The sequence below is a fragment of the Streptomyces sp. NPDC007917 genome (assembly GCF_042959105.1).
Taxonomy (GTDB): Bacteria; Actinomycetota; Actinomycetes; order Streptomycetales; family Streptomycetaceae; genus Streptomyces.
This window is the reverse complement of sequence record NZ_JBIBKK010000063.1, coordinates 1-4,728: the sequence shown is the minus strand read 5'-3', so window position 1 is coordinate 4,728 and position 4,728 is coordinate 1. Positions and strand designations below refer to the sequence as shown.

Here is a 4,728-nt window from a genome sequence, read left to right as displayed (position 1 = left end):
TCGGGTCCTCGGTCTCGCCCAACTGGAACTCGGCGACATCCGCCCCCAGCGCGTTCGCCGCCGAACGGGACTTGTCACGGACCCAGTCCGCCCCGTCCTCCCAGCCGACCTTGTCCAGACCCTCCGCGGTCTTGTTCCCCAGCCACTCCACACCGTCCCCGACGGCCTCGGTGCCCGACTCGACCGCGTCGTCGAGCCAGTCGGGGGTCAGATCCCACCCCATCAGCGGCACACCCGGGACGCCAGGGACACCTGGCAGGCCTCGGACACCTGGCCGGGCCCGGACACCTGGTCGGGCCCGGACACGTTCCCAGGCCATCTAGGTCTGGATTCGGCCATGCCCTTCGATAGCCCCATGATGTCCCCCATCTCCCCGTAAACCACTGTTGGCGCTGGGCGACAGTATTCACATAAGAGGAGGTAGCCGCTATCTCAAGGGGCCGTTGACCGGCAAAGGACGCTTCAACTCGTTCGCTTCGTAAACCCGGCCGATCTAGCATGCATCGGATGACGAACCTGGCCGAGACCATTCGCCCCTTCCGTATCGATATCCCCCAGGCAGAACTGGACGATCTGCACGCACGGCTCGACCGCGCGCGATGGCCCGACGAACTGCCGGGCGTGGGCTGGGCGTACGGCATCCCGCGCGACTATCTGCGGGAGCTCGTACGGTACTGGCGCCACACATACGACTGGCGGGCCGCCGAGGCCCGACTGAACCACTGGCCGCAGTTCACCACGACGATCGACGGGGCGAACCTCCACTTCGCGCACATCCGCTCACCCGAACCGGACGCCATCCCGCTGATCATGACGCACGGCTGGCCGGGCTCCATCGTCGAATTCGCCCAGGTCGCCGGCCCGCTCACCGATCCACGCCGCCACGGCGGCGACCCCTCCGACGCGTTCCACCTCGTCCTGCCGAGCATCCCGGGGTTCGGCTTCTCGGGACCGACGCGGGAGAGCGGCTGGGAGTACCACCGGGTCGGCGCCGCCTTCGCCGAGCTCATGGAGCGCCTCGGCTACCAGCGGTACGGCGCCCAGGGCGGCGACTGGGGCTCCGCCATCTCCCGCGAGCTCGGCCGTATCCACCCCGACCGGATCATCGGCGTCCACCTCAACCACATCCCCGGCTCCTCCATCACCGAGGAACCCGACCCCGCCCAGCTGGCCGCCCTGCCCCCGGCCGAACGCTCCCGCGCCCTCGCTTCCTGGGAACTGAACCGGCAGTGGGCCCGCGACCGGCAGGGCTACGCCGACATCCAGTCCACCCGCCCCCAGACCCTGGCCTACGGGCTCACTGACTCGCCGGTCGGTCAACTCGCCTGGATCGCCGAGAAGTTCAAGGAGTGGACCGACTCCCGCGACCGCCCCGAGGACGCGGTCGACCGTGACCAACTCCTCACCAACGTGATGCTCTACTGGCTGACCGGCACCGCCGGCTCCTCCGGCCGCATCTACTACGAGCGCGCCCACTCCTCCTGGGACGCGGCCCCCGAGCCCTCCACCGCCCCGACCGCCCTCGCCGTCTTCCCCCGCGAGAACTTCATCCCGCTGCGGCATATCGCGGAGCGGACGAACAACATCGTGCGGTGGACGGAGTACGAGCGGGGCGGGCATTTCCCGGCCATGGAACAGCCGGACCTGCTGGTCGCGGACATCCGCGCGTTCTTCCGCGACCTCGGGCGATGAGGCGATAAGCGGTGCGGGATGTCTCAACGCGACGCAGTCGGGTACCCGGCGGGCTTACAACTGACGTGAGACCGGTTCGGCGTCGTTCGGATCGGCCGCTGACCTGCACATATGCCACTCCGATCGCTGGAGACAACCATGAGTGACCTTCCCGACGAGACCACCGTCCACGCCACCCAGCACGCCCTCGGTGAACTCGCGGCCAACCGGGCGGACGATTCGGCGCTGGACACCCTCGCCAGCAGCGAGGTGCTGCTTCCCGCTCCCGAGGGCGCGGAGGACACGGACCCGCAGACCGTGACCCTCCCCGTGCTCGAACAGGACGACGGCGCTCAGCTGGTGCCGGTCTTCACGAGCCCGGACCGTATGCACCAGGCCCTGCCGCAGATCCACCGCTACCACCGGGTGCCGCTGGGCGCCCTGGCCCAGGGCTGGCCCTCCGATGAGCTCTCGCTGGCCATCGACGCGGGCGCGCCCGAGGAGGTGACCCTCTCCGGGGGCGGCGTACGGACTCTCCTGATGCGTCCCGGCGCCTGAACTCAGAGGTCGGTCACGAGCAGCCGGTATCCGACGTCGATGGTGTCGAGCGTGGTCAGCTCGGCGTAGCGGGTGTGCCAGCGGCCGGTCGCCAGGTCGTCCGCGAGCCGGGCCAGACCGGGCGCGATGGCTTCTTCGCCGGTCTGGGCGAACAGGGAGACCCCCGCGCGCACGCGCGGGTCGAGATAGGCGTCGGGGCGGCGCCAGTAGGCGGCTCCGAACCCGTCCACGCAGTCATGGGGGACCTGGACCGCTTCCTGGCGCGCCCCGCCCAGCAGGTCGACCAGCCGGCCGGTCGGGGTGGCGCGGGTGTCGTCGTACGCGGCTGCCTGAGGGAGGTAGTCCCGGACGAGCCAGAACCGCTCACGGAACATGTGCTGGTCCCACGTCAGGATGACGACGCGGCGGCGGGCGACCCTGCGCAGTTCACTGATTCCGACCGCCAGGTCGGTCCAGTGGTGGACGGTCAGCAGGGCCATCACGGCGTCGGCGGCGTCATCACGCAGCGGAAGCTGTTCCGCGACCGCCCGTACGGCGGGCGCGGACCCCGACGGACGCTGGCTGATCATGACCTGGCTGGGTTCGACCGCGAGGGCCGTCCGCGGCGGTTCATAGGAGCCGGTGCCCGCTCCGACGTTGATCACGTCGCTGACGTCCCCGAGCGCCGCGTGGATCTGCGCGGCGATCCGCGGATCAGGCCGTCGTGTGCGGGTGTATGTCGCCCCGAGCGTGTCGTAGGTAGCCATGCTCGTCAGTATGCGGAGCGGGCACGGATCTCCAACCCCATCAGCCCGCGCCCCCGCCCTGCTCGCCACCCTGCTCGCCGCCCTCTTCGGCAGGCGGGACGGCGTACTGCGCGATGAGGCTGGTGCCGGACATCTTGTCGCCGGTGGTCTGCCAGGTGCCCCGGATCTCCTCACCCGCCTTCTCGTAAGCCGAGGCACGTATGCGGCGGCCGTAGTGCTGGGCCAGTGCGCGGAACGCTTCCTTGGGCTCCCAGTGCCAGTGGGGCGTCGGGTCCTCGAAGGTCTTCCAGATCGGTTTGACGACGCCGTAGCTCGCCAGATCGAGGTCATAGCGCGGGTTGGTCCGGTGCGGGGCATCAGGGGTGACGAACTGGTATACCAGGGCCGCGTAGAGGTTCATGGACTCGAAGACATCGAGCAGGTCGGTGAGGTACGCGGCCTGGGTCCGCTCGCTGCGGGCCAGGTCGCCGACGATCTCCGGGGGGTCCTTGTCGTAGTCCACGACGTTCCAGCCCATGCCGCCCTGCTCCGGGGCGCCCTTGAAGGTGCAGGTGCCGAACTCGGAGATGACGACTGGCTTGCCCCAGCGCAGGAACGGTGTGAGCTCGCGGACGTAGTCGGCCTTGTTCGGGAAGTACGAGTAGTAGTTGACGCTGACCAAGTCGAACAGGCCCCAGTCGACCTCCTCGTCCTGCGCCGCGCCATACGTCATCCGGCCCTTGAAGACCGACCTGCCGACCTTCGCCGCTCGCGCGGTGAACTCGCGCAGGCGGCGCACCATCTTCTCGGGGTCGAAGTTTCCGCTCAGCATGTTCTTCACGCGTTCAAGAGCGTTGTCACCCGGCACGATGCCCGGGACGAACAACACGAACTCGGCGCCCACGCTGAGGTGGACCCGTGCGCCCTGACGCCGCAGCTGCTCGGCGTGCCTGCCGGTCTCCGCCAAGTGATCGAGGATGTCCTGGTGGGAGACGTCCGCCAGACGCGGCTGGAGCCAGACGTGCAGCCCCTGCTCCGCCGCCTCCGAGGACGTGGCCTTGAGCCGGTCCACACCGTCGCCGAAGACCGAGACCGAGCCGGCGTGCAGATCGTTCTTGATGACCCGGATGTCCTCGCGCATCCGCGCGGCACTCCAGCCCGTCGCCGGTGTCTCCCCGTCGATGACCTCGTACGACACACCCCGGTAGGTCAGGCCCGCCGGGCCTCGGCGACTTCGCGCCTCGGCCCGGCCCGCCGTCAGCAGCGCCCCCGACGCGCCCACCGCCGCGACTCCCACGGCCCCCGCCCCCGCGCCCGCCAGAAAACGTGCCCGGCTGATTCCCCTGCCCCGCATGGTGTCTCCCCCTGATGCCCGGGCCCGCTGTCTGCGACCCACCACCAGTTTCGGGAGTGAGGGCGCCCCCTGTCGTCAGCCGATGGTCTGCGGCTGAGCGACTTAAGTTGTACGTCGGCCGCCTCCATTGGATGACCACTCGTTGAGCTTCCGGACGGTTTCCTCGAGCTCGTCGCGCTTGGCGTCCTGCCCGCCGCCGTTGGGCTTGGGGTGGGGGTTGGGCGTTCATCAGCGACGCGTCGTCGACCGAGATGTGCGCCAGCGAACCCCCACGGCCCCACCCTCATATTCTCCGCAAACGCATGGTCGGGGGGGGGGGGGGCCCAAAGCCAGAACACCCCCCCCACCCCCCCCCCCCCCCCCAACCCCCCCCAGAAGAAAAAAAAACACCAGCCCCCCCCACACAAAAACAAACCCCCC

General features: G+C 69.4%; 5 protein-coding genes. 2 read left to right on the top strand and 3 right to left on the bottom strand.

Going from position 1 to position 4,728, the window contains the following annotated elements; all coding sequences use genetic code 11:
* Nucleotides 1-223, bottom strand: a 223-nt coding sequence (locus ACFZDL_RS47075) for a putative T7SS-secreted protein (protein WP_391194595.1), incomplete at its 3' end; no start/stop codon positions are given.
* 284 nt (nucleotides 224-507) lie between these two features.
* Between ACFZDL_RS47075 and ACFZDL_RS47070 the strand changes: the two genes are divergently transcribed.
* Together ACFZDL_RS47070 and ACFZDL_RS47065 are read left to right on the top strand one after the other, a co-directional pair.
* Nucleotides 508-1,692 carry an epoxide hydrolase family protein gene (locus ACFZDL_RS47070; RefSeq protein ID WP_353595755.1) on the top strand — a complete coding sequence of 395 codons (1,185 nt, stop codon included), beginning with the start codon at nucleotides 508-510 and terminating at the stop codon, nucleotides 1,690-1,692.
* A 138-nt stretch (nucleotides 1,693-1,830) separates the two neighbouring features.
* Nucleotides 1,831-2,229, top strand: a complete 399-nt coding sequence (locus ACFZDL_RS47065) for an SseB family protein (protein WP_353595756.1) — start codon at nucleotides 1,831-1,833, stop codon at nucleotides 2,227-2,229.
* Nucleotides 2,230-2,231: 2 nt separating this feature from the next.
* Here the strand turns inward: ACFZDL_RS47065 and ACFZDL_RS47060 are convergent, their stop codons facing one another.
* Together ACFZDL_RS47060 and ACFZDL_RS47055 are read right to left on the bottom strand one after the other, a co-directional pair.
* On the bottom strand, nucleotides 2,232-2,975 hold the full coding sequence (locus tag ACFZDL_RS47060; RefSeq protein ID WP_353595757.1) for a methyltransferase domain-containing protein: 744 nt from the start codon (nucleotides 2,973-2,975) through the stop codon (nucleotides 2,232-2,234).
* A gap of 40 nt (nucleotides 2,976-3,015) precedes the next feature.
* Nucleotides 3,016-4,308, bottom strand: a complete 1,293-nt coding sequence (locus ACFZDL_RS47055) for an abortive phage infection protein (protein ID WP_353595758.1) — start codon at nucleotides 4,306-4,308, stop codon at nucleotides 3,016-3,018.
* Nucleotides 4,309-4,728 lie beyond the last annotated feature (420 nt).

Excerpts from the sequence above, each read along its gene's own strand:
- ACFZDL_RS47070 (WP_353595755.1), top strand. The coding sequence starts at position 508 with ATGACGAACCTGGCCGAGACCATTCGCCCCTTCCGTATCGATATCCCC.
- ACFZDL_RS47065 (WP_353595756.1), top strand. The coding sequence starts at position 1,831 with ATGAGTGACCTTCCCGACGAGACCACCGTCCACGCCACCCAGCACGCC.
- ACFZDL_RS47060 (WP_353595757.1), bottom strand. The coding sequence starts at position 2,975 with ATGGCTACCTACGACACGCTCGGGGCGACATACACCCGCACACGACGG.
- ACFZDL_RS47055 (WP_353595758.1), bottom strand. The coding sequence starts at position 4,308 with ATGCGGGGCAGGGGAATCAGCCGGGCACGTTTTCTGGCGGGCGCGGGG.